Source organism: Bradyrhizobium sp. A5 (assembly GCF_042076515.1).
Lineage (GTDB): Bacteria > Pseudomonadota > Alphaproteobacteria > Rhizobiales > Xanthobacteraceae > Bradyrhizobium > Bradyrhizobium cosmicum.
Genome location: NZ_CP148990.1, coordinates 6907487 through 6933561 on the forward strand (window position 1 = coordinate 6907487; position 26075 = coordinate 6933561).

The 26075-nt window shown below is 65.2% G+C and carries 29 protein-coding genes; 18 read left to right on the plus strand and 11 right to left on the minus strand.

Features of this window, described 5'->3' with window-relative positions; genetic code table 11:
* The first annotated feature begins 74 nt into the window (after window positions 1–74).
* Window positions 75–605 (plus strand): GNAT family N-acetyltransferase, encoded by a 531-nt coding sequence (locus WHZ77_RS32650; protein WP_375311677.1) that lies wholly within the window; start codon window positions 75–77, stop codon window positions 603–605.
* Between the two features lie 20 nt (window positions 606–625).
* Here the strand turns inward: WHZ77_RS32650 and WHZ77_RS32655 are convergent, their stop codons facing one another.
* The 3 genes from WHZ77_RS32655 to acnA form a co-directional block, all read right to left on the minus strand.
* On the minus strand, window positions 626–994 hold the full coding sequence (locus tag WHZ77_RS32655) for a DUF2794 domain-containing protein (protein WP_375311678.1): 369 nt from the start codon (window positions 992–994) through the stop codon (window positions 626–628).
* A gap of 561 nt (window positions 995–1555) precedes the next feature.
* Window positions 1556–2332, minus strand: a complete 777-nt coding sequence (locus tag WHZ77_RS32660; RefSeq protein WP_375311679.1) for a DUF1223 domain-containing protein — start codon at window positions 2330–2332, stop codon at window positions 1556–1558.
* A gap of 217 nt (window positions 2333–2549) precedes the next feature.
* Entirely contained in the window at window positions 2550–5270 is a 2721-nt protein-coding gene (acnA, locus tag WHZ77_RS32665) for an aconitate hydratase AcnA (RefSeq protein ID WP_375311680.1), read from the minus strand.
* Between the two features lie 254 nt (window positions 5271–5524).
* On the opposite strand from acnA, the gene ccmA reads away from it, so the two are divergent.
* The 5 genes from ccmA to WHZ77_RS32690 all read left to right on the plus strand — a co-directional run bounded on the left by ccmA (window position 5525) and on the right by WHZ77_RS32690 (window position 8719).
* Entirely contained in the window at window positions 5525–6127 is a 603-nt protein-coding gene (ccmA, locus tag WHZ77_RS32670; RefSeq protein ID WP_375311681.1) for a heme ABC exporter ATP-binding protein CcmA, read from the plus strand.
* 277 nt (window positions 6128–6404) lie between these two features.
* Window positions 6405–7073, plus strand: coding sequence for a heme exporter protein CcmB (gene ccmB, locus WHZ77_RS32675; RefSeq protein ID WP_375311682.1), 669 nt, complete (start codon window positions 6405–6407; stop codon window positions 7071–7073).
* A 91-nt stretch (window positions 7074–7164) separates the two neighbouring features.
* Window positions 7165–7947, plus strand: a complete 783-nt coding sequence (locus WHZ77_RS32680; RefSeq protein ID WP_375311683.1) for a heme ABC transporter permease — start codon at window positions 7165–7167, stop codon at window positions 7945–7947.
* Entirely contained in the window at window positions 7944–8129 is a 186-nt protein-coding gene (gene ccmD, locus WHZ77_RS32685) for a heme exporter protein CcmD (protein ID WP_375311684.1), read from the plus strand. Before WHZ77_RS32680 ends, ccmD begins: the two co-directional genes overlap by 4 nt.
* Window positions 8126–8719 carry a DsbE family thiol:disulfide interchange protein gene (locus WHZ77_RS32690; protein ID WP_375311685.1) on the plus strand — a complete coding sequence of 198 codons (594 nt, stop codon included), beginning with the start codon at window positions 8126–8128 and terminating at the stop codon, window positions 8717–8719. Before ccmD ends, WHZ77_RS32690 begins: the two co-directional genes overlap by 4 nt.
* Window positions 8720–8752: 33 nt before the next feature.
* Here WHZ77_RS32690 and WHZ77_RS32695 read toward each other — a convergent pair whose 3' ends face one another.
* The gene (locus WHZ77_RS32695; protein ID WP_375311686.1) at window positions 8753–9352 is read right to left on the minus strand and encodes a septation protein A; all 600 of its coding nucleotides are present in this window, start codon (window positions 9350–9352) and stop codon (window positions 8753–8755) included.
* A 2-nt stretch (window positions 9353–9354) separates the two neighbouring features.
* The gene (ftsY, locus tag WHZ77_RS32700; RefSeq protein ID WP_151646154.1) at window positions 9355–10302 is read right to left on the minus strand and encodes a signal recognition particle-docking protein FtsY; all 948 of its coding nucleotides are present in this window, start codon (window positions 10300–10302) and stop codon (window positions 9355–9357) included.
* 60 nt (window positions 10303–10362) lie between these two features.
* Between ftsY and WHZ77_RS32705 the strand changes: the two genes are divergently transcribed.
* Together WHZ77_RS32705 and WHZ77_RS32710 are read left to right on the plus strand one after the other, a co-directional pair.
* Window positions 10363–11064: an RluA family pseudouridine synthase gene (locus tag WHZ77_RS32705; RefSeq protein WP_375311687.1), complete on the plus strand. Its 702-nt coding sequence runs from the start codon at window positions 10363–10365 to the stop codon at window positions 11062–11064.
* 114 nt (window positions 11065–11178) lie between these two features.
* On the plus strand, window positions 11179–12288 hold the full coding sequence (locus WHZ77_RS32710) for a DUF2336 domain-containing protein (RefSeq protein ID WP_375311688.1): 1110 nt from the start codon (window positions 11179–11181) through the stop codon (window positions 12286–12288).
* A gap of 3 nt (window positions 12289–12291) precedes the next feature.
* Here the strand turns inward: WHZ77_RS32710 and mtaB are convergent, their stop codons facing one another.
* A complete protein-coding gene (gene mtaB, locus WHZ77_RS32715) occupies window positions 12292–13545 on the minus strand; it encodes a tRNA (N(6)-L-threonylcarbamoyladenosine(37)-C(2))-methylthiotransferase MtaB (protein ID WP_375311689.1) in 1254 nt (417 codons plus the stop codon).
* The gene (gene dapF / locus WHZ77_RS32720) at window positions 13545–14420 is read right to left on the minus strand and encodes a diaminopimelate epimerase (protein WP_375311690.1); all 876 of its coding nucleotides are present in this window, start codon (window positions 14418–14420) and stop codon (window positions 13545–13547) included. Before dapF ends, mtaB begins: the two co-directional genes overlap by 1 nt.
* A gap of 204 nt (window positions 14421–14624) precedes the next feature.
* Between dapF and WHZ77_RS32725 the strand changes: the two genes are divergently transcribed.
* Window positions 14625–15407 carry a GyrI-like domain-containing protein gene (locus WHZ77_RS32725; RefSeq protein WP_375311691.1) on the plus strand — a complete coding sequence of 261 codons (783 nt, stop codon included), beginning with the start codon at window positions 14625–14627 and terminating at the stop codon, window positions 15405–15407.
* Window positions 15408–15412: 5 nt separating this feature from the next.
* The gene (locus WHZ77_RS32730; RefSeq protein WP_375311692.1) at window positions 15413–16114 is read left to right on the plus strand and encodes an SIMPL domain-containing protein; all 702 of its coding nucleotides are present in this window, start codon (window positions 15413–15415) and stop codon (window positions 16112–16114) included.
* Between the two features lie 217 nt (window positions 16115–16331).
* Here WHZ77_RS32730 and WHZ77_RS32735 read toward each other — a convergent pair whose 3' ends face one another.
* Window positions 16332–17312 carry an MBL fold metallo-hydrolase gene (locus WHZ77_RS32735; protein ID WP_375311693.1) on the minus strand — a complete coding sequence of 327 codons (981 nt, stop codon included), beginning with the start codon at window positions 17310–17312 and terminating at the stop codon, window positions 16332–16334.
* 395 nt (window positions 17313–17707) lie between these two features.
* On the opposite strand from WHZ77_RS32735, the gene ffh reads away from it, so the two are divergent.
* The 6 genes from ffh (at window position 17708) to leuC (ending at window position 23333) form a co-directional block, all read left to right on the plus strand.
* Window positions 17708–19255, plus strand: coding sequence for a signal recognition particle protein (gene ffh, locus WHZ77_RS32740; RefSeq protein ID WP_375311694.1), 1548 nt, complete (start codon window positions 17708–17710; stop codon window positions 19253–19255).
* An 86-nt stretch (window positions 19256–19341) separates the two neighbouring features.
* Window positions 19342–19674 carry a 30S ribosomal protein S16 gene (gene rpsP / locus WHZ77_RS32745; protein WP_014438992.1) on the plus strand — a complete coding sequence of 111 codons (333 nt, stop codon included), beginning with the start codon at window positions 19342–19344 and terminating at the stop codon, window positions 19672–19674.
* A gap of 9 nt (window positions 19675–19683) precedes the next feature.
* Window positions 19684–20229, plus strand: a complete 546-nt coding sequence (gene rimM / locus WHZ77_RS32750) for a ribosome maturation factor RimM (protein ID WP_375311695.1) — start codon at window positions 19684–19686, stop codon at window positions 20227–20229.
* 117 nt (window positions 20230–20346) lie between these two features.
* The gene (gene trmD / locus WHZ77_RS32755) at window positions 20347–21114 is read left to right on the plus strand and encodes a tRNA (guanosine(37)-N1)-methyltransferase TrmD (protein WP_375311696.1); all 768 of its coding nucleotides are present in this window, start codon (window positions 20347–20349) and stop codon (window positions 21112–21114) included.
* Between the two features lie 109 nt (window positions 21115–21223).
* Window positions 21224–21604 carry a 50S ribosomal protein L19 gene (gene rplS / locus WHZ77_RS32760; RefSeq protein WP_375311697.1) on the plus strand — a complete coding sequence of 127 codons (381 nt, stop codon included), beginning with the start codon at window positions 21224–21226 and terminating at the stop codon, window positions 21602–21604.
* A gap of 322 nt (window positions 21605–21926) precedes the next feature.
* Window positions 21927–23333, plus strand: a complete 1407-nt coding sequence (gene leuC / locus WHZ77_RS32765; protein WP_375311698.1) for a 3-isopropylmalate dehydratase large subunit — start codon at window positions 21927–21929, stop codon at window positions 23331–23333.
* Between the two features lie 69 nt (window positions 23334–23402).
* On the opposite strand, the gene WHZ77_RS32770 is transcribed toward leuC, so the two are convergent.
* The 3 genes from WHZ77_RS32770 to WHZ77_RS32780 form a co-directional block, all read right to left on the minus strand.
* Window positions 23403–23942: a hypothetical protein gene (locus WHZ77_RS32770; protein WP_375311699.1), complete on the minus strand. Its 540-nt coding sequence runs from the start codon at window positions 23940–23942 to the stop codon at window positions 23403–23405.
* A 153-nt stretch (window positions 23943–24095) separates the two neighbouring features.
* The gene (locus tag WHZ77_RS32775) at window positions 24096–24353 is read right to left on the minus strand and encodes a hypothetical protein (RefSeq protein ID WP_375311700.1); all 258 of its coding nucleotides are present in this window, start codon (window positions 24351–24353) and stop codon (window positions 24096–24098) included.
* Window positions 24354–24416: 63 nt separating this feature from the next.
* Window positions 24417–24695, minus strand: coding sequence for a hypothetical protein (locus WHZ77_RS32780; protein WP_375311701.1), 279 nt, complete (start codon window positions 24693–24695; stop codon window positions 24417–24419).
* A 162-nt stretch (window positions 24696–24857) separates the two neighbouring features.
* On the opposite strand from WHZ77_RS32780, the gene WHZ77_RS32785 reads away from it, so the two are divergent.
* On the plus strand, window positions 24858–25256 hold the full coding sequence (locus WHZ77_RS32785) for a metallopeptidase family protein (RefSeq protein WP_375311702.1): 399 nt from the start codon (window positions 24858–24860) through the stop codon (window positions 25254–25256).
* Between the two features lie 80 nt (window positions 25257–25336).
* Window positions 25337–25942, plus strand: coding sequence for a 3-isopropylmalate dehydratase small subunit (gene leuD / locus WHZ77_RS32790; protein WP_375311703.1), 606 nt, complete (start codon window positions 25337–25339; stop codon window positions 25940–25942).
* Window positions 25943–26075: the final 133 nt, after the last annotated feature.

The window sequence follows — 26075 nt, forward strand, 5'->3', positions numbered from 1 at the left end:
CCGCGCTCGCAATGACGGGTGGGGCAGCGTCGTTGCCTCTTCCAGCCGTCGCGGGAAGGCTCTAATCTTGCCCCATGTCCGCACCCGAAATCAGGCCCACGCTCGAGGCCGACCTCCCCGCCATCACCGCCATCTACCAGCAGGCTGTCCGCGAGGGCACCGCGACGTTCGAGCTGGAGCCTCCTGACCTCGCCGAGATGACGCGGCGCTATCGCGCGCTGATCGACGGTGGCTACCCCTATTTCGTCGCCATCCTCGACGGCCGCCTCGCCGGCTACGCCTACGCCGGCGCCTACCGGCCGCGGCCGGCCTATCGCTTCACGGTCGAGAACTCGATCTATCTCGACCCCAGCTTCCACCGCCGCGGCATTGGGGGGCTTCTGCTGGAGCGGCTGATCACCGAATGCGAGGCGCGCGGCTTCCGCCAGATGATCGCGGTGATCGGCGATTCCGCCAATGCCGGCTCGATCGGCGTGCACACCAAAGGCGGCTTCAAGATGATCGGCACGCATCCCAGTGTCGGGCTTAAATTCGGCCGCTGGCTGGACACGGTGATGATGCAGCGCGACCTCGGCGAGGGCGCAAGCACGGTACCGGGGAAGTAGGATTGTCATTCCGATGGCGGCTACACCACCGCCAATTTCCGATCGATCACCAGCAGCACGCGCTCGAGTTCGTGGCCACGGCGCAGGATCAGGCCGGTCGCCGAGATCACGCTGTACATGCCCTGCTTGCGCGCGAGCCGCGGATCCTTCTCGATGCGATAGATCGGCACTTCCGAGGCACGTCGGTAGACCGAGAACACGGCGCGATCCCTCAGGAAGTCGATGGCGTAGTCGCGCCACTCGCCGTCGGCGACCATGCGGCCGTAGAGATTGAGAATACGGTGCAGCTCGAGCCGGTTGAAGGTCACCCGGGTCAGCTGCGTGTTCGCAGCGGCGGGGCGCGCCGCCGCGCGCTGCTCGCTCGGATCGGCATCCTCCGACAGACTCATGGAACGCCTCCTGTCGCATCAACATGATCGCCTCCGCGAAGACCGTCCCCGGAACCGCGGATCATGACAATTGCATGATCGCGCCAACTGTTCCCGGCCGCAAGAGGCTCCTCACTCAACTCATTGAATCGCGTGCGAATCACAGCACACGCAAGAGTGGAACTCTGTCGCGACGAACCGTCACGGGATCGTTAGCAGGAATCATAGTATCGCCGCTTTTCCGCCAAGCGCCCGCCGCCCTGCATTGCGAAAAGAGCTGTGTGCGTTGGCCCGGTCCTTTCGGTTCCGGATTCCTCAGCCCCCAGCCCCCCGGGGTCGAACAGGATCGGGTCTGTACGCACGACAAGGAGGGCCAACGCAAGTTGGTCCTTTTTTGTTTGTGTCGGGATGTTTCGATTTGCAGTCATTCCGGGGCGCGCGTAGCGCGAGCTATGGTGCGCAATTGCGCACCTGAGAATCCATCGATCAACAATGTGAGCTGAGAAATGGATTCCGGGCTCGCGCCAAGAGGCGCGCCCCGGAATGACGAGAGGCTGCTTTTTCTGTGACGATCTTTACGCTTCAGTGCAGCGATGTGTACGCCGCGCCGAGCATCGGCCCCGGCTTCTCGCGGCTGCCGTCCTGGACATAGACCACCGCGCCGTCGACGCCGTCGCGCGTGAGGTTCTCGATCGGCACGGTCCAGCTCTCCGGACGGCCGGTCCAGTCGCCGACCTTCAGCAGGTTGCGCACGACGTTGTGATAGGTGACCTGCTGTCCGCGATTTTCGCCGCGGCTGATCGCGATCGGCACCGACCTGGCGATCGAGCAGATCCAGACTTCGCCATGCGATACCGCCGGCTCATTGCTCGCGGCCACCGAGACGTTGATCTGCTTGCCCGAGAGCGACATCGTCACCGGCACGCTCATCACGCCCGTGCCCTTATCAGTTTTGCCGATCGCATTCTCGATGCCGGCGCGGTCGCTGCCGATGACATGCGTGGAGCCGTTCACAACGACCTGCGGCGTGTAGACCTCACGGTCGCCGCGCATGCGCGAATAGGCGCGCTGCCGCGCCGAGAAGCGGGAATCCGCCAGCGTGTCCTTCCAGCCGAGATAGTCCCAATAATCGATCGGCATGCTCAGTGCGATGACGGAGGGATCGTTGGCGAGGTCGCCGATGATCTTGTCGGCGGGCGGGCAGGACGAGCAGCCCTGCGAGGTAAACAATTCGACAACGGCACGAGGATCGGCGTGCGCGGGACGAATGACGGCGACGATAGCGCAGATGCCGAGTGCTCCCGACCAGAGTGCACCGGACCAGCGCGAAACCAGATTAGAGGCCATCATTGCAGTCATGTCGAACGTCACACCTCGCACGCGTTGCGGAATATCCTATCGCCTGATGGTCACCGTAGTCTTACGGGCATCGCGCATCAAACCGTCCAGGGCGAGGCTTTCCGCCGGGCGGGGCCATCGAAAGCGCGCCGTAACGCACGAAGGCGGCCTTGTGATAGGCCGCCCTCGTTTAACCTTCTACTCACGTCGCAGTGAGCCACCGTTCACAAATTCGCGCTCAGGCCGCGAGCTTGCGCAGCACGTAGTGCAGAATGCCGCCGTTGCGGTAGTAATCGAGCTCGTCCAGCGTATCGATGCGGCAGAGCAGCGAAACGCGCTGCAACGAACCGTCGCCGGAGACGATCTCCGCGGTCAGCTTCTGACGGGGCTTCAGATCGCCGACGAGGCCGCGCAGCGTGACCTTCTCGTCGCCCTTCAGGCCGAGCGACGACCATGAGGTGCCCTCCTCGAAGGTCAGCGGCAGCACGCCCATGCCGACCAGGTTGGAGCGATGGATGCGCTCGAAGCTCTGGCAGATCACGGCGCGCACGCCGAGCAGACGCGTGCCCTTCGCGGCCCAGTCGCGCGAGGAGCCGTTGCCGTATTCGGCGCCGGCGAACACCACCAGCGGCACCTGCTCCTGCTGGTACTTCATCGCGGCGTCGTAGATCGACATCTGTTCGCCGTCGGGCCAGTGCTTGGTGAGACCGCCTTCCGGAATGTTGCCGTCGGCGCCCTTGAGCATGAAGTTCTTGATGCGGATGTTGGCGAAGGTGCCGCGCATCATGACTTCATGGTTGCCGCGCCGCGTGCCGTACTGGTTGAAGTCGGCGGGACGCACCTGGTGCTCGCTGAGATATTTGCCCGCGGGCGAGGTGAGCTTGATCGAACCGGCCGGCGAGATGTGGTCGGTGGTGATCTTGTCGCCGAACATGGCGAGGATGCGGGCCTCGACGATATCGGTGACCGGCTCCGGCTCCTTCTTCATGCCGTCGAAATAGGGCGGGTTCTGCACGTAGGTCGAGCTCATGTTCCAGCGATAGGTCTCGCTCTCGACGGTCTTGATCTTGCGCCAGTTGGTGTCGCCCTTGAACACGTCGGCATACTTCTTCTTGAAGATCGCCGCGGTCACGAACTTCTTCATGAACGCGTTGATCTCCTTGGTCGTCGGCCAGATGTCCTTCAGGTAGACTGGCTTGCCGTCCTTGCCTTCGCCGAGCGGCTCAACGGCGAGGTTCTTGGTGACGCTGCCCGCGAGCGCGTGCGCGACGACCAGCGGCGGCGAAGCGAGATAGTTCGCCTGCACGTCCGGCGAGACGCGGCCTTCGAAGTTGCGGTTACCGGAGAGCACGGCGGCCGCGACGATGCCGTTGTCGTTGATCGACTTCGAGATCTCCTCCGGCAGCGGACCGGAATTGCCGATGCAGGTGGTGCAGCCGAAGCCGACCAGGTTGAAGCCGACCTTGTCGAGATCTTTCTGGAGACCGGAATCGGCGAGATAGGCCGCGACCACCTGGCTGCCCGGCGCAAGCGAGGTCTTCACCCACGGCTTTGCCTTGAGACCCCTCGCGGCTGCGTTCCGGGCCAGGAGGCCGGCGCCGATCAGCACGCTCGGGTTCGAGGTGTTGGTGCAGGAGGTGATCGCGGCGATCACGACGTCGCCATGGCCGAGGTCGAAATTCTTGCCTTCGACGGCAAAGCGCTTGTTCGGCTCTTCGGCCTTCTTGTATTCGGTGTTGAGGGCAAGCGAAAAGCCTTCTGCGACCGACGGCAGCGCGATGCGGCCTTCGGGGCGCTTCGGACCGGCCATCGAGGGCACGACGTCGCCGAGGTCGAGCGTCAGCGTCTCGGTGAACACCGGATCGGCCGACTTGGCGGTGCGGAACAGGCCCTGCGCCTTCGCATAGGCCTGCACCAGCGCGACGCGCGCCGGAGCGCGGCCGGAGGTCTTGAGATAGTCGATTGCGGCAGCGTCGACCGGGAAGAAGCCGCAGGTCGCGCCATATTCGGGCGCCATGTTGGCGATGGTGGCCTTGTCGGCGACGGAGAGATGATCGAGGCCGGGGCCGAAGAACTCGACGAACTTGCCTACTACGCCGAGCTTGCGCAGCATCTGCGTGACCGTGAGAACGAGGTCGGTCGCGGTGACGCCTTCCTTCATCGCGCCCTTGAGCTTGAAGCCGACGACGGTGGGCAGCAGCATCGACAGCGGCTGGCCGAGCATGCAGGCTTCCGCCTCGATGCCGCCGACGCCCCAGCCGAGCACGGCGAGACCGTTGACCATGGTGGTGTGCGAGTCGGTGCCGACCAGCGAGTCGGGATAGGCGACCTCGAAGGTACCGGTCTTCTTGCCGACCGTCATCTTCTCCTTCTTGGTCCAGACCGTCTGGGAGAGATATTCGAGATTGACCTGGTGGCAGATGCCGGTGCCGGGCGGGACGACGGAGAAGTTCGAGAACGCCTTCTGGCCCCACTTCAGGAACTCGTAACGCTCCTGATTCTGCTTGTATTCCTCGGTGACGTTCTTGCCGAACGCCTTGTTGTCGCCGAAGAAGTTCACGATCACGGAGTGGTCGATGACGAGATCGACCGGCACCAGCGGGTTGATCTTCTCGGCATCGCCGCCGAGCTTCTGCATCGCGTTGCGCATCGCGGCGAGGTCGACCACCGCGGGAACACCGGTGAAATCCTGCATCAGCACGCGCGCCGGGCGGAACGCGATCTCATGCTCCAGCGACTTCTTGCGCAGCCACTTCGAGACCGCGACGATATCAGCCTTCTTGACCGTGCGGCCGTCCTCGTTGCGGAGGAGGTTTTCGAGCAGCACCTTCATCGAATAGGGGAGTTTCGAAATTCCCTTCAGACCATTCTTCTCGGCCGTGGGCAGGCTGTAATAGACATAGGTCTTGGCGCCGACCTTGAGAGTCTTTTTGCATTTGAAGCTGTCGAGCGAGGTCATGTAGGAAATCCCAATTGTTAGTTATACCCGGCAAGGGGTATTTTAACACCGTCAGCGAAGCCGGCTGGATCGCTTGCAGGGGCAGGTTGAGTTGCTGCATCAAGTAGTTCCGGGCTTATAGAAGCTTTCTAACCGCGCCGCCACAGCCACAATCGTACCGTAGCAACTCGCGAGCCAAAAATTCCCATGCGCTACCCCAAGATTTCCTGAGGCCTGCTTTGAGCGGATCGGACCAAGGATCGGACCAAGGCAGGATGCAGCTTTCTGGACACGGGGTGGTTTGCGTGCGGGGCGGCCGCGAGGTGTTCGCCGGGCTCGATTTCGCGGCCACGTCCGGCGAGGCCGTGGCGGTGATGGGTCGCAACGGCTCGGGCAAGACCTCGCTGCTGCGGCTGATCGCGGGTCTGCTCGTTCCCGCCGGCGGGACAATCGTGCTGGAGGGGGGCGATGCCGAGCTGACGCTGCCGGAGCAGTGCCACTATCTCGGCCATCGCGACGCCCTGAAGCCGGCGCTGAGCGTGGCGGAAAACCTGTCATTCTGGGCCGATTTCCTCGGCGGCGAGCGCTGCGATGCCGTCGAAAGCCTCGCCACCGTCGGGCTCGACCATGCCACCCACCTGCCGGCCGGCTTCCTGTCCGCCGGCCAGCGCCGACGACTCTCGCTGGCCCGGCTGCTGACCGTCCGCCGGCCGGTCTGGCTGCTGGACGAGCCGACCACGGCGCTCGACGTGGTCGGGCAGGACATGTTCGGCGGCCTGATGCGGGAGCATCTCGGCCGAGGCGGCATGATCATCGCCGCCACCCACGCTCCGCTGGGGATTGATTCGCGAGAGCTGCGGATCGGGGGGATGGCGTGAGATTCACTGACCCTCAGCTTTCTAAGCGGCTGGGTACCGGCCTGTCCGTTCCCTCCACCCTTGCGGGGGAGGGTCAGGGAGGGGGGTGCCACACGACGCGGCCTGTCGGTTCTAGCGCTGGGAAAGCGAGCGCTCTGTTGCTGGCGACCCGCCTCGAACGAGCATCTCTCCCGGGGCTATCCCCCTCCCCCGCCCTACCCCACAAGGGGGGAGGGAGCGCACTGTGCCTGCGGCTCGAAGCCGTTGAACGCTCCCATTTCGCCGGAAGGGCCATCCCATGACCGCCCTGTCCGCCCTCATCCGCCGGGACATCCGGATCGCGCTCCGCGTCGGCGGCGGCGCGCTGATCGGCGTGCTGTTCTTCCTCACCGTGGTGGTGCTGATGCCGTTCGCGGTCGGCCCGGATCTGGCGCTGCTGTCGCGGCTGGGGCCGGCGATCCTGTGGCTCGGGGCCCTGCTGGCGAGCCTGCTCACCCTCGACCGGATGTTCATGGCCGACCATGAGGACGGCTCGCTCGACCTGATCACGATGAGCCGGACGCCGCTGGAACTCGCCTGCGCCGGCAAGGCGCTGGCGCATTGGCTGGCGGCGGGCCTGCCGCTGATTGTCGCAACCCCGGTGCTGGGCCTGCTGCTCAACCTCGACATGGTCGCGACCGGTGCGGTGGCCCTGACGCTGCTGGCCGGCACTCCGGCGCTGACCTTTACCGGCATGATCGGCGCGGCGCTGGCGGTGACGCTGCAACGCGGCGGGCTGTTGATGGCGGTGCTGGTGCTGCCGCTGTCGATTCCCGTCCTGATTTTCGGGGTCGCGGCCTCCCAGGCGGTGATCTTCGGTCCCATGACATTCGGCGCGCCGTTCTCGATCCTGTGCGCGCTGTCGCTGGTCAGCCTCGTGATCGGACCGTTCGCGGCGGCGGCGAGCCTGCGGCAAGGGCTCGACTGACACGGGCTCGACTGACCTTGACCCCGATCAATTTTCGCTGCGGGCTTTCGTGCTGATTGCGTGAGCGCTTACCTGTGATTATCAGAATACCATGACGCTGATCGACCTCGCCAACCCGACCCGGTTCCTCGCGCTGACGGCGCGGGTGTTGCCGTGGCTCGCGGCCGCGACCGTCGTCCTGCTCGCCATCGGCCTCTATCAGTCCGCGCTTGCGCCCGACGATTATCAGCAGGGCGCAACGGTGAAGATCATGTTCATCCACGTGCCCAATGCGTGGCTGTCGATGTTCGTGTGGGGCGTGATGAGCATCGCCTCATTGGGCACGCTGGTGTGGCGGCATCCGCTCGCCGACGTCGCCGCGAAGGCGGCAGCGCCGATCGGCGCCGCCTTCACCTTCCTCGCGCTGCTCACGGGATCGCTGTGGGGCCGGCCGATGTGGGGCACCTATTGGGAGTGGGACGCGCGGCTGACCTCGGTGCTGATTCTCTTCCTGATGTATCTCGGCCTGATGGCGCTGTGGCGCGCGGTCGACGATCCCTCCCGCGCGGCGCGCGCCGCCGCGGTGCTGACGCTGGTCGGCGCCATCAACCTGCCCATCATCAAGTTCTCCGTCGACTGGTGGAACACGCTGCACCAACCGGCCTCGGTGATGCGCATGGGCGGCTCGGCGCTCGACAAATCGTTCCTGATTCCGCTGCTGGTGATGGCGATCGCATTCACGCTGCTGTTCGTGACGCTGCATTTGGCGGCGATGCGCAACGAGATTTTGCGCCGGCGCGTCCGCTCGCTGCAGATGATGCAGGCGAGCCGCGTCGCGTTTTCGGACACCGGTTCGCGTCAGGGCAACGCATCGAAGGAAGCCGGGGCCGCATGATGATGTCGCTCGGTCCCTACGCCTCCTTCATCGTGACGTCCTATGCATCAGCGGCGCTCGTGGTCGTGATCCTGATCGGCTGGATCGCGCTCGACTATCGCAGCCAGACCGAGCGCCTCCGCGAGCTCGACCGCAGCGGCGTCACCCGCCGCTCGGGCCGCAGCGCGACCGATACACCATGAGCGAGCAATCGACGTCCGCATCCCCGCAGCGCCGCACCTTCCTGATGGTGCTGCCGCTGATCGCCTTCATTGCGCTGGCGCTGCTGTTCTGGTTCCGGCTCGGCAGCGGCGATCCCTCGCGGATCCCCTCCGCGCTGATCGGACGGCCGGCGCCACAGACCGCGTTGCCACAGCTTGAGGGATTGAAGGCCGACAACGCCCAGGTGCCGGGGCTCGATCCGGCGGCGTTCAAGGGCAAGGTCAGCCTGGTCAATGTCTGGGCATCCTGGTGCGTGCCATGCCACGACGAGGCGCCACTGCTGACCGAGCTCGCCAAGGACAAGCGCTTCCAGCTCGTCGGCATCAACTACAAGGACGCGGCCGACAATGCGCGCCGCTTCCTGGGGCGCTACGGCAACCCGTTCGGCCGCGTCGGCGTCGACGCCAACGGCCGCGCCTCGATCGAATGGGGCGTCTATGGCGTGCCCGAGACGTTCGTCGTCGGGCGTGAAGGCACCATCGTCTACAAGCTGGTCGGGCCGATCACGCCGGACAATCTGCGGACGGTGCTGTTGCCGCAGATGGAGAAGGCGCTGGCAGCGGGGAGTTAGCTCCGCTCGCGCTTCGCGCGTCCGCTTCGAGACCTACTTCCGCACATCCCCCGCATCGGCCTCGCTCTCCTCAAGCGACACCGGCTCGACGCCATAGCGCTTGGTCAGCGGCATCTGGGCGATGGCGAACACCATCGTCAGCGGCGTGACGCCGAACACCTTGAAGTTCACCCAGAAATCCGTGCTCTGGGTGCGCCAGACGATCTCGTTCAGCACCGCCATACCGGCGAAGAACAGCGCCCAGCGCAGCGTGAGGATGCGCCAGCCCTGCGGCGTCAGGTTGAACATCTGGTCGAACATCACGGCGATGAAGGATCGACCGAACAGCAGGCCGCCGCCGAGGATCGCGGCGAACAGGCCGTAGATGATGGTCGGCTTGACCTTGATGAAGGTCTCGTCGTGCAGCACCAGGGTCAGCGTGCCGAACACCAGCACGATCACGCCGGTGACGATCGCCATGATCGGGATGTGGCGCGTCACCACATAGGAGGCGATCATCGACGCGACGATCGCGACCATGAAGGCGCCGGTCGCCGCGAACAGATTGAACTTCGCATTGACGAAGAAGAAGACGAGCAGCGGACCGAGCTCGGTCGCAAGCTTGAACATCGGATGCGGCTGGGTCTTGTCCATTCTCAGCTTTCGATTCCGGCGATGGCACGGGCGAAATCGCGCGCGGTGAACGGCGCGAGATCGTCGACGCCTTCGCCGACGCCGATGAAATGCACCGGCAGTTTGAATTTCTCCGCGAGCGCCACCAGGATGCCGCCGCGCGCGGTGCCGTCGAGCTTGGTCATCACGAGGCCGGTGACCCCGGCGGTGCGATGGAAAGCTTCGACCTGCGACAGCGCATTCTGGCCGACCGTGGCGTCCAGCACCAGCAGCACCGCATGCGGCGCAGTGTCGTCCACCTTGCGGATGACGCGCACGACCTTTTCGAGCTCGTTCATCAGCTCGGCCTTGTTCTGCAGGCGCCCGGCGGTGTCGATCAGGAGCACGTCGACTTTCTGCTCCTTCGCCGCCGTCAGCGCGTTGAAGGCAAGGCTCGCCGAATCCGAGCCCTGCGCCCCTGATATCACCGGCGTCCTGGTGCGCTCGCCCCAGACCTTGAGCTGCTCGATGGCGGCCGCGCGAAACGTGTCGCCGGCGGCCAGCATCACCTTGCGGCCTTCGGAGGCGAATTTTTGCGAGAGTTTTCCGATGGTCGTGGTCTTGCCGGAGCCGTTGACGCCGACCACGAGGATCACGAACGGCTTCCTGGCCGTATCGATCACCAGCGGCTTCGCCACCGCCGTCAGCACCTTCTCGACCTCGGTCGCGACGACGTCCTTCACCTCGTCCGCCGAGATCGCCTTGTCGTAGCGGCCGGTGCCGACGGCGTCTGCGATCCGCACCGCAACCGAGGTGCCGAGGTCGGCGCGCAGCAGCACGTCCTCGATGTCGTCGAGCATGGCGCGGTCGAGCTTGCGCTTGGTGACAAGGTCGGCGACCGCGGTCCCGAGCGAGGACGAGGTGCGCTTCAGCCCGTCGGACAGGCGGCGCCACCAGCTCAGCTTGGGGGGATCTGACGTGGTATCGTTCATGATGGCGGTGTGTTAGCCGTTCCCGCCCCCAAACGAAAGTCTTGACCGAAAGTCCTGCAATTGCTCGATGTTCCCGAATTGACCGCCGACGAGATTTTGGCGCGCGTGCTCCATCGCGACGGGCTGATGCTGGTCATCGACAAGCCGTCCGGCCTGCCGGTGCATCGCGGCCCCAAGGGCGGCGCCAATCTGGAAGCATCCTTTGGAGCGCTGTGTTTCGGCCTGCCCCGGCCGCCGGTGCTGGCCCACCGGCTGGACAAGGACACCTCCGGTTGCCTCGTGCTCGGCCGCCATCGCAAAGCCACCGCCTCGCTCGGCCTCCTGTTCAAGCACGGCAAGATCGGCAAGACCTACTGGACCGTGGTCGAGGGCGGCCCCGCCGAAGATGAAGGCACCATCGACATGCCGCTCGGCCGGCTCAATGCCGAACGAGGCTGGTGGCAGAAGCCCGACCCGGAAGGCCAGAAGGCGATCACCAACTGGAAAGTGATGGGCCGGGGCGACGGCCTGACCTGGCTTGCCATGGAACCGGTCACGGGGCGGACCCATCAATTGCGGGTGCACTCCTCCGCAACGGGCTGGCCGATCTTCGGCGATAACATTTACGGCAACGGCCCCCGCTTCGGTGAGCCGAAGCTGCACCTGCATTCCCGCGAGATCGTGGTGCCGATCTCGCGAAACAAGGAGCCGGTCCGCGTGGTCGCGCCGGCCCCACCCCACATGCACGAGAAACTCAGGGCTTGCGGGTGGAATGGGGAGTAACCGCATCCGTATTCGCCCGTAGCCTTGGTTTACGAAACGTTCAGTGCTCGTCGCTAATGATAGCGGTTGCTTAGAACAAGCTTCCGTCAATCTGCTCAGGACGAGCTGCGCGTCATGTCCACGGCTGAGTTATCGATCATCGACGAAGTCGAATCCGCGATTCGGCTCGGCTCGGCGGAAAAGGGCCTGGAAACGGCCCGGCGCGTCACCGACCTGTTCCTGTCCTCCGCCGGCAGTTTTGACGACGAGCAGATCGCCCTGTTCGACGACGTGCTCGAGCGCCTGATCGGCACGATCGAGCTGCGCGCCATCGCCGACATGGGCGCGCGCATTGCGCTGGCCGAGATCAGCGCGCAGCTTGCGCCGATCGCCCAGGCGCCGCCGTCCGTGATCCGCCGCCTCGCCAACAACGACGAGATCCGCATCGCCGGTCCCGTGCTGCAGGAATCCGCGCGCCTCGACGATGGCGATCTGGTCAAGATCGCAGCATCCAAGGGCGAGCCGCATCTGCTCGCGGTCGCCGGCCGCTGGTGGCTGAAGGAGATCGTCACCGACGCGCTGCTGGCCCGCCGCTATCCCAGCGTCAGCCGGCGCCTCGCCGCCAATCCCGGCGCGCGCGTCTCCGGAAAAGGGTTCGCCGTCATCGTCGGCCAAGCCGAAAGCGATCCGGAACTCGCCGTCAGCGTTGGCGTCCGCGTCGATCTGCCGTCGGACCTGCGCCGCCAATTGCTGCGCTCGGCAACGGATGCCGTGCGGGCGCGGCTGCTGTCCCGCGCGCCCAAGCACCTGTTCGAGGAAATCCAGAGCGCAATCGCCGCCGTCACCGTCGGTGTCGAGCGCGAGATGTCCGGTGTCCGCGATTTCGAAGGCGCCAAGCGCGCCATCGCAAATCTCAAGGCCACCGGCCAGCTCACCGAGGCGGTGCTGCTCGGCTTCGCCAGGCAACGACGCTACGAAGAAGCCGTGGCGGCGCTGGCCGCGCTGGCCGGATCGACCGTCGAGGTGATTCGTCCGCTGATGCAGAGCCTGCGCGAAGACGGCCTGCTGGTGCCGTGCAAGGCAGCGCAGCTCAGCTGGGAAACGACCGCCGCCGTGCTCGAAAGCCGCTTCGCGACAGGTGCGATGAAGCCGGCTGATATCGCGAGAGCCCAAGGAAATTACACGAGGATGACGCCGGAGGATGCGCGGCGAACGCTGCGGTTCTGGCAGGTCCGGGCGTCGTAACAGCTAGAGCGTCAGCCGCTCGCCATCACTGCCGCAGATCCCAAGTGGTATGATGCCGCCGACACGTTGGCCCGCAATCGCCACCGGCAGATAGTGCTCCGTGCGACCCTGACTGTCGCTCTCGATAAGCACGTTGCGTGTCGCGCCGATTTCGGCCTGCAGCCGCTGCCGTAACACCGTTTCACCAGCCGCACGCAGCCGCTTCGCGCGCTGCTTGATCGCGGGCCCCGCGACCTGCGGCATCCGCGCGGCGGGCGTGCCGGGGCGCGGCGAATAGGGGAAGACGTGCAGGAACGTCAAGCCGCATTCCTCGACCAGATCCAGCGAGCGCGAGAACATCTCCTCGGTCTCGGTCGGAAAGCCCGCGATGATGTCGGCGCCGAAGGCGATGTCCGGGCGCAGGCGGCGGACCTGGTCGCAGAACGCGATCGCATCCTGCCGCGAATGCCGCCGCTTCATGCGCTTCAGGATCATGTCGTCGCCAGCTTGCAGCGACAGATGCAGATGCGGCATCAGGCGCGAATCGTGGGCGATGGCGTCGAGCAGGTCGGCATCCGCCTCGATCGAATCGATCGAGGAGATGCGCAGGCGTTTCAGCTCCGGCACATGCCGCAGGATCTGCTTCGTGAGCATGCCGAGCTTCGGTGCGCCCGGCAGATCGGCGCCGTAGCTGGTGAGGTCGACGCCGGTCAGCACGATCTCGACATGGCCGCGTTCAACCAGCGCCCGCACCTGATCGACCACCGCGCCCATCGGCACGGAGCGCGAGTTGCCGCGGCCATAGGGAATGATGCAGAAGGTGCAGCGATGGTCGCAGCCGTTCTGCACCTGCACGAACACGCGCGGCAGGCCGGCCGCAAAACCGTCGATCAGATGCGGCGCCATCTCCCTGATAGCCATGATGTCGCCGACGGCGATTTTCTCGCTGGCGCCAAGATCAAAGGCATCGCGCGCCTGCCGCCATGCGCTGCCACGCAGCTTGTCGTCATTGCCGACGACGCGATCGACCTCGGCCATCTCGGCGAACATGCCGCTCTGCGTCTGCGCGGCGCAGCCGGTGACGACGATGCGCGCACCGGGCCGCTCGCGCTTCAATTTGCGGATCGACTGGCGCGCCTGCGCCACCGCCTCGTTGGTGACGGCGCAGCTGTTGATGACGATGGTATCTTCGAGCCCCGCGCCTTCGGCCTCGCGGCGGATCACCTCGGCCTCGAAGGCGTTGAGGCGGCAGCCGAAGGTGACGATGTCGACAGGCATCAGCCGACCGGCGCGAACAGCGCCGGATCGAACTTGCCTTCGTATTCGAAGGTCGCGGTGCCCGTCATCAGCACGTGGTCGTCGCGCTCGCGCCATTCGATGCCAAGCTTGCCGCCGGGAAGCGTCATCTCGACCTTGCGCTCGGTGCGCTTCAGCCGCGCCGCCGCAACGGCCGTGGCGCAGGCCGCCGAACCGCAGGCCCTGGTCAGGCCGGCGCCGCGCTCCCAGGTGCGCATCGTAATGTGCTCGCGATCGACGATCCGGGCGAGCGTGATGTTGGCTCGCTCCGGGAAGATCGGGTGATTCTCCAGCAGCGGACCGAAGCGCTCGAGATCGTAGGCGTTGACGTCTTCGACCCAGAAGATCGCATGCGGATTGCCCATGCTCACCACCGAGGGCGAATGCAGGATCGGATTGTCGATCGGCCCGATCTGCAATTCGATGTAGCGGGTGTCGCGAAACTCTTCCGCCAGCGGAATGTCCTGCCAGCCGAACTTCGGCACGCCCATGTCGACGGTGTAGAGATCCGGCGCCGGACCCTGCCAGGCATTGAGCAAGCCCGCCGCCGTCTCGAACGTGGCCGTGGCCTGGCCGGTCTTCTCGAAGATGCGGCGCACGACACAGCGCATGCCGTTGCCGCAGGCGCCGGCCTCGGAACCGTCATTGTTGTAGATGCGGATGAAGGCTTCGGTGCCGTCCAGCCGCGGCTTCTGCAGCACCATGAGCTGGTCGTAAGGCACGCCGCCTTGCGCGGATGCCACCGCGCGGGCGTCGTCCGGCGTCACCGGTGAGGCGGAATCACGCATGTCGACAACGACGATCTCGTTGCCGATGCCGTTCATCTTGGCAAATGCGTGGTTGGCCAGCGCGCTCATGAAAATTCCTGAATTTCGCCCGCCTTATATGGCGATCCTTAGGCCTCTTGGCCAGAGATTTGGCGTCCGCAGCCAAGGTGGAAGGCCATGACGCATCTGTCATGGGACGAATTCGGCGCTCGCGTGTTAGAAGATTGCGGTTCGCGCGGGCCGGGATGCGCGGCCGGGTTAAGGCCTTGGTGGGCAAGGTCTGGGGAGAATAAAATGATTGTTTTTCGTCGTCTTGCTCTGGCCGCGCTGATCCCGGCAGCGGCCTTGTCGTTTGGCCTGTCGGCAGTTCTGGCACAGAGCCCGAGCCCGGCGCCGGCCGCCTCGGCCAGCCCCTCCCAGACAAGCCCAGCCCCGGCCCCGTCGGCTTCGCCCTCCCCGACCACGAGCGCTTCACCTGCACCCGCGGCGACCCCGTCGCCAGCGGCCAGTGCCTCGCCGGCTCCGGCAGCCTCGCCATCGCCCGCAGCAAGCGCCTCACCCAGCCCGACGGCGCCGCCGCCCGCCGTGGCCGCCACCCCCGCCCCGGTGCAGACCGCCGATCCCTTTGGCCTCGAGACCACGCTCGAGCCCAGGAAGGTCGTGATGGTCAAGGGCACCGCCAATTGGGACTCGGCCTTCGACACACTGATCGATGCCTTCAAGGCGCTGAACGCGCTGCTGGACAAGCAGGGCATCAAGCACGCCGGCAATTCGATGATCGTCTACACCTCGACCGACGACACGGGCTTCACCTTCCTCGCCGAGATCCCGGTCGATCAGGACCCGCAGAAACTGCCCAAGGACATGAGCATCGGCAAATCGCCCGAGGGCAAGGCGCTGAAATTCGTCCACCGCGGCTCCTACGACAACATGGACAACACCTATGAGGCGATCACCAATCACCTCGACGACAAGAAGCTGGAAGCCAAGGACACCTTCGTCGAGGAGTACCTCACCGATCCCCTGAAGACGGCGGAGGACAAGCTCGTGATCAACGTATTCGTGCCGCTGAAGTGAGAATGATGAAGAAGCCTGCCCTGCTCGCCGCCGCTTTCGCCGCCATGCTGCTGGCAACGCCCGCACGCGCCGACGATTTTCCGTCCGCCATTACGGTCAGCGGGGAGGCCACCGTCTCCGTGGCGCCCGACCTCGCGCAGATCGACGCCGGTGTCGCCAACGACGCCAGGACGGCGAAGGAAGCGTCCGACGCCAATAACGCCGCGATGGGCAAGGTGCTGCTGGCACTGAAGGGCGCCGGCATCGCCGAGAAGGACTACCAGACCTCGCGCCTGTCGCTGCAGCCGCAATACGGCCAGAACAAATCCACCGGCGCCTCCCCCGTGGTCGGCTTCCGCGCCTCCAACCGCGTCACCGTCAAAATTCGCGACGTGACCAAGGTGGCCGGCATCATCGACACGCTGGTCGGTGCCGGCGCCAACGACATCGGCAACATCTCCTTCGAGGTGACGCAGGCCTCGAAGCTGCTCGACGATGCGCGTGAGCAGGCGGTCGCCGATGCGCGCCGCAAGGCCGAGATCTACGCCAAGGCTACCGGCGTGACGCTGGGTGCTCCGCTCAGCGTCTCCGAAGGCGGCGCGCCTGTCCCGCTGTTCAAGGCACGGATGGCAACGCCGCAAATGGCGCCAGCCGCCGTTGCGCCGGGCGAGGAAACGCTGTCGGTGACGGTGAATGTGAGCTGGGCGATCAAGGGGAAAGAGCAGTAAGCGGTAAGAGGCACACTGCCTGCTGCGAATCCCGCTGTCGTCCCCGCCTAGTGCGCAATTGCGCACGGGGGCTGGGACCCATAACCACAGGCGGTGGTTATCGCACGACGCAGATAACTCCGAATCTTCGCCAAACCTCTCCCTGTGGTTATGGGTCCCGGGCTCGCGACTTCGTCGCGCCCCGGGACGACGAGCTGCGTGTGCGGCAACAGCGGGGCTAAATCTCCACCACCTGCCCGGGCTTCATCGCCACGAACCGCTGCTGCGGAATCTTCGCGGCATCCAGCGCTTCCACAAGCGCCTTCGCCGGCGCATCGATCGCTTCGTCCGTCAGCTGGAACGTGCCGTGATGATGCCCGAGTGCTTGTTGCGCGCCGCAATCCAATAGCGCCTTCACCGCATCTTCCGGATTCATGTGCTGGTCGCGCATGAACCAGCGCGGCTCGTAGGCGCCGATCGGGAGGATCGCCAGACGCAGCATCCCGTGCTTCTCGGCGACGCGGCGAAAATGCGTGCCATCGCCATAGCCGGAATCGCAGACCACGTAGATTTTTCCCGCCGGCGTCTCCAGCACGAAGCTCGCCCATAGCGCCCTGTTGCGGTCGAACATGCCGCGCGCCGTCCAGTGCCGGGTCGCGACCAGATGCACGGCAATGTCGCCGCCGAGTTCGACGCGATCGTGCCAATCGAAGGCCTCCACCTTGATCGCGGAATCGGCGCTGCGAATCGTCAAATCGTTGCCGAGCGGTGTCACGACACGCGGAGCGAAATTCCTGGCGAGCCGCGACAGCGTCGCGATGTCGAGATGATCGTAATGCCCGTGCGAGACCAGCACGACGTCGATCTTCGGCAGCGCGTCGAAGGCGATGCCGGGATCGTTGCGCCGCTTCGGTCCGGCGAAGCTGACGGGCGACACCCGCTCCGACCAGACGGGATCGACCAGGATGTTGAGGCCGCCGGTCTGGATCAGCCAGCTGGCGTGGCCGACAAAGGAGAGGCGGACCTTGTCGCCCTCGACGCGCGTCGGTGGGGTATCGGCATGGGGGCTCGGAGCCCACTCCGGCCAGGTCTCGCGTTTCCGTCCGCCGCCAAACTGCCAGCGCAGGACCTCGCCAAGCGATTTCGGCGGCACGCCGTCCGGATCGAAGAAGTTCGAGCCGTCAAAATGGTCGGAGACAGGGCCGTCATAGGTTTTCATGCGGGACACCAGAGGGAGGGCATGCTGACCAGCGCGCCGGCCCCGGCAGGTAGTTCGACAGACGGCGGCGGGTGATTGGCACGGATAGGCTTCAGGGATGGTCGGCGGTAAGACATCACCGGCTATATGGGCAGGGCCGGATGAAAAGGAACCCGTGGCAGGAAAGGGTGCATTTTCAATGCCTTGCCCTCCCAATTGCGCTCCGCCACCTTAACTTTCCTTGACTTTTGGGCGGGAGCGGCGTTTAACCCCGCCACTTTCTCGGAAAGGCTTTCTTTTCGACCCGCCCACTGGCCCTGGAGGCCAGGGGCCAACGCCCGACAGCGCTATGCGCCCTCGGGCGCAAAGGTGTTTGGAAGATCGCGTTTCTCGCGAGCAGGACAAGGACAACGGCATTGTTCGACAATCTGTCGGAACGGCTTGGTGGCATTCTCGATCGTCTGACGGGGCGCGGTGCGCTGACCGAAAAGGACGTCGATGCCGCGATGCGCGAGGTGCGCCGCGCGCTGCTGGAAGCCGACGTCGCGCTCGAAGTGGTCCGCAGCTTTACCGAGCGCGTCCGCGAGCAGGCGATCGGCGCCACCGTCGTCAAGTCGGTCACGCCCGGCCAGATGGTGGTCAAGATCGTCCATGACGAGCTGATCAACACGCTCGGCGCGGAAAGCCAGACCATCGACATCAATTCCGTGCCGCCGGTGCCGATCATGATGGTCGGCCTGCAAGGCTCCGGCAAGACCACCACCACAGCAAAGCTCGCCCGCCGCCTGGTTCAGCGCGACAAGCGCAAGGTGCTGATGGCGTCGCTCGACATCTACCGCCCGGCGGCGATGGAGCAGCTGGCCGTGCTCGGCCGCGATCTCGACATTCCGACCTTGCCGATCGTCGCCGGCCAGCAGCCGGCTCAGATCGCCAAGCGCGCGCTGGAAGCCGGCAAGCTCGGCGGCTACGACGTCGTGCTGCTCGACACCGCCGGCCGCACCACGCTCGACGAAGACATGATGGCGGAGGCCGCAGCCATCAAGGCTGCCGCCAACCCGCATGAGGTGCTGCTCGTCGCCGACAGCCTGACCGGCCAGGACGCCGTGAACCTTGCGCGCGCCTTCGACGAGCGCGTCGGCCTCACCGGTATCGTGCTCACACGAGTCGACGGCGACGGCCGCGGCGGCGCGGCGCTGTCGATGCGCGCGGTTACCGGCAAGCCGATCAAGTTGATCGGCACCGGCGAAAAGACCGACGCGCTGGAAGATTTCCACCCTGACCGTATCGCCGGCCGCATCCTCGGCATGGGCGACGTGGTCTCGCTGGTCGAACGCGCCGCCGCCAACATCGACGCCGAAAAGGCCGCGCGCACTGCCGAGCGCATGCGCAAGGGTCAGTTCGACCTCAACGACATGCGCGAGCAGCTGCTGCAGATGGCCAGCATGGGCGGCATCAGCGGGCTGATGGGCATGATGCCCGGCATCTCCAAGATGAAGAACCAGATCGCGGCCGCCGGTATCGACGACAAGATCCTGAAGCGGCAGGTCGCGGTGATCGATTCCATGACGCGCGACGAGCGCCGTCATCCCGACCTGCTCAAGGCCAGCCGCAAGAAGCGCATCGCCGCGGGCTCGGGCCAAAGCGTCGAGCAAGTCAACAAGCTGCTCAAGATGCACCGGAACATGGCCGACGTGATGAAGGCGATGGGCTCGGGCAAGCGCGGCCCGCTCGCCGGCATCGCGCAAGCGATGGGCTTTGGCGGCGGCATGAAGATGCCTTCGCCCGAAGAGATGAAGGCCATGCAGGAGCAGATGCAGAGCGGCGGCGGACAGGGTCTGCCCAGCCTGCCGAAGGATCTGCCGCCCGGTCTTCGCTCGGGCCTGCCGAATTTGCCGGGGCTTACGGGCCTCAGCGGCAAGCCGACCCTTCCTGGGCTCGGCGGTTTTCCCGGCAAGAAGAAATGAGGAATTCGTCGCACGGGATCGCATCGGTCTCGCGCGACGCGAAAATACCAATCAACCGAACAAAACGTACTTGAAGGAGAACTAAGATGTCCGTCGTTATCCGCCTCGCCCGCGCAGGCACCAAGAAGCGTCCCGTCTATCACGTCGTCGTCGCCGACTCCCGCTTTCCCCGCGATGGCCGCTTCATCGAGCGTCTCGGCTATTTCAACCCGCTGCTGCCGAAGGACAACGAGACCCGCCTGAAGCTCGACATGGACAAGGTGAAGGCCTGGCTCGCCAAGGGCGCGCAGCCGTCGGACCGCGTGTCGCGTTTCCTCGACGCCGCCGGCGTCAAGAAGCGCGAAGCGCGCAACAACCCGGAAAAGGCCGTGCCGCGCAAGGAGCGCAAGGCGCAGGCCGAAGCCGCCGCGAAGGGTTAAGGCCAGACCATGTCGGCGCTGGTCTGCGTCGCGCGGATCGGCGCCGCGCATGGTGTGCGCGGCGCGGTCAAGCTGTGGACCTTCACCGAAGATCCCTTTGCCGTGAAGCGCTATGGTCCGCTGCTGTCCAAGGACGGCAAGCGCCAGTTCGAGGTCGCGCAGGCGCGCGAAGCGAAGGACCATCTGGTCGCGACGTTCAAGGGCGTCGCGACCCGCGATGAGGCCGAACGGCTCAACGGCATCGAGCTTTACGTCGCACGCGACAAGCTGCCTGCGACCGACGCGAACGAATATTACCACACCGATCTGATCGGTCTCGCCGCCGTCACCACGGACGGCGAGGCGCTCGGCCGCGTGCTTGCGATCCATAATTTCGGCGCCGGCGACATCATCGAGATCGCGCCACCTAAAGGCGGAACGATGCTGCTGCCGTTCACCAACGCGGTGGTGCCCGAGGTCGATCTCGCAAGCGGACGCGTCGTGATCGCGCTGCCGCAGGAGATCGAGGGCGAGGATCCTTCCACTAGTCGTCCCCGCGAGGGCGGCGACTCATAACCAAAGACCGTGGTTTTTGGCTAAGCTGGCGGCTCCGATCATCGCAAAACTGGCTGCGGTGATTATGGGTCCCAGGCTCGCGCTCCGCGCGCCCCGGGACGACGAGATCGGGAAACAATGACCAACCCCTCACTCTGGCGCGCGACGGTGCTGACGCTGTTTCCGGAGATGTTTCCGGGACCGCTCGGCGTGAGCCTGGCCGGCCGGGCGCTGGCCTCAGGGCTCTGGGAGATCGAGGCCCGGGACATCCGGGCTTCCGCCGCCGATCGCCACCGCAGCGTCGACGACACCCCCGCAGGCGGCGGGCCGGGCATGGTGCTGCGTGCGGATGTTCTGGCCGCAGCGATCGATGCCGCGGAGATCGGCCCTCAGCGGCCCCGCCTCCTGATGAGCCCGCGCGGTCGGCCATTGACCCAGGCCCGCGTCACAGAGCTCGCGAAGGGCCCCGGCCCCCTGATCGTCTGCGGGCGGTTCGAGGGGGTCGATCAGCGGGTGATCGACGGGCGGGACCTGGAGGAAGTCTCGATCGGCGATTACGTGCTCTCGGGCGGCGAAATCGCCGCACTGGCGCTGATCGACGCCTGCGTTCGGCTGCTGCCGGGCGTGATGGGCAAGGAAGCCTCGGGAACCGAGGAAAGCTTTTCGGACGGCCTGCTCGAATACCCCCAATACACCCGCCCGCAGCTGTTCGAGGGGGCTCCGATCCCGGGGATCCTGACCTCCGGCGACCACGCCAAGGTTGCGGCCTGGCGGCGGGCACAATCCGAAGCGCTGACGGCGGCCCGGCGGCCCGATTTGTGGGCCCAAATCCCGGCCAAGATCTCGAACAAGGCCCCGAATCGGGCCGGCCGCCAAAAAACGCCAAAAGACAAGACAGACGGGTGACAAACGCTCCGGCTTGCCTTATAGGAGCGGCCACATCCGCAATGGCTGGATAAACGAATTTCGCGCAGCCCCCGTTTCCAAGGCTGGGCGCGCCGATGGAGATTTACCCATGAACCTGATCCAACAGCTCGAAAAAGAGCAATTCGACAAGCTCTCCGCGAACAAGGAGATTCCGGAGTTCGGCCCCGGCGACACCGTGATCGTCAACGTGAAGGTGGTCGAAGGCGACCGTAGCCGCGTGCAGGCCTATGAAGGCGTCTGCATCGGCCGTTCCGGCGGTGGCCTCAACGAGAGCTTCACCGTCCGCAAGATCTCCTACGGCGAGGGCGTGGAGCGCGTGTTCCCGGTGATGTCGCCGATGATCGACTCGATCAAGGTGGTGCGCCGCGGCAAGGTGCGTCGCGCCAAGCTCTATTACCTGCGCCAGTTGCGCGGCAAGTCGGCTCGTATCGTCGAGAAGACCGAGCACGCCAAGGCCGTCAACGAGTAAGCTCCGCTTACAGTCGAGTTCTAGAAAGCGCGGGGCAAAACCCCGCGCTTTTTTGTTGCGTCAGCCGTGCGCGTCAAAGCCTTCGCGATTCCGGTTCCGCCTGCTATATATTCGTAGAATGTTTCCAGATCAGACCAGCATGGAGCCCGTCAAGCGCATCGTCATCGACGATCGCTCGCGGCTGCCTGGCCGGTTCTTCGGACGCTTCGCGACTTCGGCAACGTCAGAGCTTACGCGCGCAGCCTAAAAGCTGCGCTGACGATTTTGTTGCCCGGCGCGCCACCCGCGCTCTTCGCTGACACACATTCCGGAGCTCAAGCTCATGTCCAAGCCCACCACATTGTACGACAAGATCTGGCACGACCATCTGGTGCACGAAGCCGACGACGGCACCTGCCTGCTCTATATCGACCGCCATCTGGTGCACGAGGTGACCTCGCCGCAGGCGTTCGAAGGCCTGCGCGCCACCGGGCGCAAGGTGCACGCCCCCGAGAAGACGCTCGCCGTCGTCGACCACAACGTGCCGACCACCGACCGCACCAAGCCAAATCCCGATCCGGAGAGCATCGAGCAGATCAAGGCGCTCGCCGAGAACGCCAAGGAATTCGGCATCGAATATTACAACGAGTTCGACAAGCGCCAGGGCGTCGTTCACGTCATCGGCCCCGAGCAGGGTTTTACGCTGCCCGGCACCACCATCGTCTGCGGTGACAGCCACACCTCGACGCATGGCGCGTTCGGCGCGCTCGCGCACGGCATCGGCACGTCCGAGGTCGAGCACGTGCTGGCGACGCAGACGCTGATCCAGAAGAAGGCGAAGAACATGCGCGTCACCGTCGACGGCAAATTGCCGGACGGCGTGACGGGCAAGGACATCATCCTGGCGATCATCGGCGAGATCGGCACCGCCGGCGGCACCGGCTACGTGCTCGAATACGCCGGCGACGCGATCCAGGCGCTGTCGATGGAAGGCCGCATGACGGTCTGCAACATGTCGATCGAAGGCGGCGCGCGCGCCGGCCTGGTCGCGCCGGACCAGAAGGCGTTCGACTTCCTGCGCGGCCGTCCGAAGGCGCCGAAGGGCGCGGCGTGGGACGCGGCGATGCGCTATTGGGAGAAACTGCGCTCCGACGAAGGCGCGCATTTCGACCACGAGCTGCGCCTCGATGCGGCCAAGCTGCCGCCGATCGTGACCTGGGGCACCTCGCCTGAGGACGTCATCTCGGTGACCGGCTTCGTTCCGGATCCCGACAAGATCGCGGACGAAGCCAAACGTCTCTCCAAGCATCGCGCGCTGAAATATATGGGCCTGACCGCGGGCACGAAGATCACCGACATCAAGGTCGATCGCATCTTCATCGGCTCCTGCACCAATGGCCGCATCGAGGACTTGCGCGCCGCCGCCAAGATCGCGGAAGGCAAGCAGGTCTCGGGGCATGTCAACGCCATGGTCGTGCCGGGCTCCGGCCTCGTGAAGGAGCAGGCCGAGGCCGAAGGTCTGGACAAGATCTTCATCAAGGCCGGCTTCGAATGGCGCGAGCCCGGTTGCTCGATGTGCCTCGCCATGAACCCGGACAAGCTGGCCCCGGAAGAGCGCTGCGCCTCGACCTCGAATCGCAATTTCGAGGGCCGCCAGGGCTTCAAGGGCCGCACCCATCTGGTGTCGCCGGCGATGGCGGCAGCTGCGGCGATCGCGGGGCACTTCGTCGACGTCAGGGAGTGGCGCTGAGCCACTTCCTCCGAAGGCACTAACGCAAAAAGGGCGCCGTCGAGGCGCCCTTTTCATTTCAAACCGTGCTTACCAATAGCGGTACGGATGGTGCCAGCGATGCCAGCGGCAGACGCGGCGCGGACCGTAATAGGTCCAGATCACGCGGCAGCGGCGCGGATGGCTGTAATAGGGATAGTAGCCGCCGTAATAGCGCCGGTGGAAATGGCGATGGCCATAGTAGTGCGGGCGATAGATTCCGTAGCGGTGAAATCCGCCGTGGCGATGCATTCCGCCATAGCGATAGCCGCCACCATGAAAGGCGGGCGCAGCGCGAAAGCCGCCGCCGCGAAAGCCACCGAAATGCGCCCCGCCACCGTGGAAGCCACCACCGCGGAAACCTCCGCCGCCGTGGAAGCCGCCGCCATGCCCGCCAGGCCCACCACCGCCGTGGCGCACCTGCGTGAGCATGTCGTCGCTTGCAGCCTTCGCCGCCGGCAACGCCGTCGGGTTGATCGGCGTCATCGCTTCTGCACGACGCGCGGTTCCCGCCGACAGCAACAGCGTGGCCACGGCCGCGAGCCCGAGCAAGCGCATCGGGCTGGTCCCGAGACCTAAAACTCTCAGCATGGAATTCTCCCTGAATCTGGACAGCGGAACTGCCGCGCCGCGTTCCCGCTCGCGTCACCACTGTTCATTTGCGGTCGCTCCCAAGATGAAATTAGGGACAGCGACGTGAACGCCTCATGAATGAACCGCGCCTTCGCAACGCGCGTGACGTCATCACCACGGCCCGAAGCCGAACACGAACGGCGCGGGCACAGCGTAGGGATAGGGACGGTAGAATACGGGCCGCGCGTAATAATGCGGATCAGGACGCGGAGAGTACCGCACGGTGCTGTACCGCACATGGTGTCGCCCATCGAACACCGCGCGCCCCGCCGCAGCATCCGACAGCTTCGTCACTCTGTGCGCAGCGGAAGCGTGAGGCAGGCCTGCGGCAAGCCCGACAGCAATGGCCAATGCGATCCATCTCGTCATGACGACGACCTCCGCCTGCAACAGGCCGCATCATCGGCGCGCGACATGCGAATTTAGGGCGTCTCAGCCCCGGCGCCAGTAGCAGCTCATATGCGGCACGATCACCGTGCCGCTGGGGCGGTATTCCTGCACATAGGTGGCGTTGCACTCGCGGACAGCATCCGGCCCCGGGTTGTAACGCGGATAGACGCCATCAGGGCTGTAATAGGGCGTGACGCGGAGCCGGGCCGGGCGCCGCTTGCGCGGCGGCGGAGCATCGGGCGAGGCCGCCTGGGCCATGCGGACTTCGGTGCCAACCGTCTGGGCTTCAGCGCCAACGCAAAACCGCGAAAACAACCCCATGCACAGTAGAACCAGGACCGCTGTTCCTGCCCGCATCGCACCACCACTCACCTGAGCTATCCCCCTGAAGCGCCGTACGCTCCTCGTTTTCGCGCGCGCCGTCAACGCCCCGATCCTATAAAGCCGGATGCATCGCCGGGGAAGCCGCGCTAAGAGGCGTATATGTGGACCGAATTGAAAGCGCCCTCGCTGGCCGAGATGGAAACGACGGCGCATGAGATCTTCGATCACCTGCCGGCGGAGTTTCGCGCTCTCTGCGAGGGCGTGATCCTCCGCGTCGACGACTTCCCCACCGAGGAGGTCATGGACGAGATGCAGTGCGAGAGCGAGTTCGACCTGCTCGGCCTGTTCCAGGGCGTCGGCCTGCCCCAGCAGAGTTTCGGCGACGTGGCGCGGCTGCCCAACATGGTCTGGCTCTACCGGCGGCCGATCCTGGATTACTGGGCCGAGCACGACGAGAGCCTCGGCCACATCGTCCGCCACGTCCTGATCCACGAGATCGGCCACCATTTCGGCCTGTCGGACGACGATATGGCGGCGATTGAGGCTCAGGCAGAGTAGACCTGCCGAATTCGGCCTAGGATTCCGGCCCCGGTCGCGATAAATTCCGGTTCCTCTGACCACCCCGGGAAAGCGCAACCATGGACAAGTTCACCACGCTGGAAGGCGTCGCGGCGCCGCTGAAGATCATCAATGTCGACACCGACATGATCATTCCGAAGCAGTACCTCAAGACCATCAAGCGCACGGGCCTTGGCAAGGGGCTCTTCTCCGAGCAGCGCTACAAGGACGACGGCAGCGAGAATCCGGATTTCGTCCTCAACCAGCCCGCCTATCGCAATGCGAAGGTGCTGGTCGCCGGCGACAATTTCGGCTGCGGCTCGAGCCGCGAGCATGCGCCCTGGGCACTGCTGGATTTCGGCATCCGCTGCGTGATCTCGACCTCGTTCGGCGACATCTTCTATAACAACTGCTTCAAGAACGGCATTCTGCCGATCCGCGTCAGCCAAGAAGACCTCGACAAGCTGTTCGACGATGCCGAGCGTGGCGCCAACGCGACGTTGACGATCGACCTGCCGAACCAGGAGATCCGCGGTCCCGACGGCGGCAAGGTCAAGTTCGAGATCGACCCGTTCCGCAAGCACTGCCTGATCAACGGCCTCGACGACATCGGTCTGACGATGGAGAAGAAGTCGTCCATCGACAGCTACGAAGAGAAGCTCAAGCACGAACGCGCCTGGGCCTGATCTCGCGTTTCGTTTGGAGCCCCGGCGCCACGCGTGCCGGGGCTTTTTATTTGCCCTCGTTCTCCCTCTTTGTTTGAGCATGATCTTTGCGGAAAACCGCTGCACACTTTTCCGGATCATGCTCTAAGCTCTG